Origin of the sequence: Cupriavidus sp. SIMBA_020 (assembly GCF_046535395.1) — a bacterium.
GTDB classification, from domain to species: domain Bacteria; phylum Pseudomonadota; class Gammaproteobacteria; order Burkholderiales; family Burkholderiaceae; genus Cupriavidus; species Cupriavidus campinensis.
This window is the reverse complement of the sequence record NZ_JAWRWU010000409.1, coordinates 1-279: the sequence shown is the minus strand read 5'-3', so window position 1 is coordinate 279 and position 279 is coordinate 1. Positions and strand designations below refer to the sequence as shown.

Annotated in this window: 1 protein-coding gene; it reads left to right on the top strand. The window is 64.2% G+C overall.

Annotated elements, in window-relative coordinates:
• Positions 1–27 precede the first annotated feature (27 nt).
• Positions 28–279, top strand: a 252-nt coding sequence (locus tag SB751_RS29810) for a hypothetical protein (RefSeq protein ID WP_410748999.1), incomplete at its 3' end; no start/stop codon positions are given.

Sequence of the window (279 nt, the reverse complement as noted above, 5' to 3'; positions counted from 1 at the left end):
GCAACAGATGCACGTCTTGCCGTGGGCTTGGCCACGCACCCGAAGACCAAGAAGCTGGTCCGCCGTCTGGGCGGGGATGGCGCATGGCGCCTGGTCTGCCTGTTCCTCTGGTGCGCTGCCAATAGGCACGATGGGAACCTGACGGGCCTGTCCGATGAAGATATCGAGCTTGCCGTCGACTGGGCCGGGGGCGAAGGGGAACTCGTCGCCACGCTCCGCGATGTCGGCTTTCTGGATGGCGACGAATACTGCCGGACCCTTCACGACTGGGAAGAACAC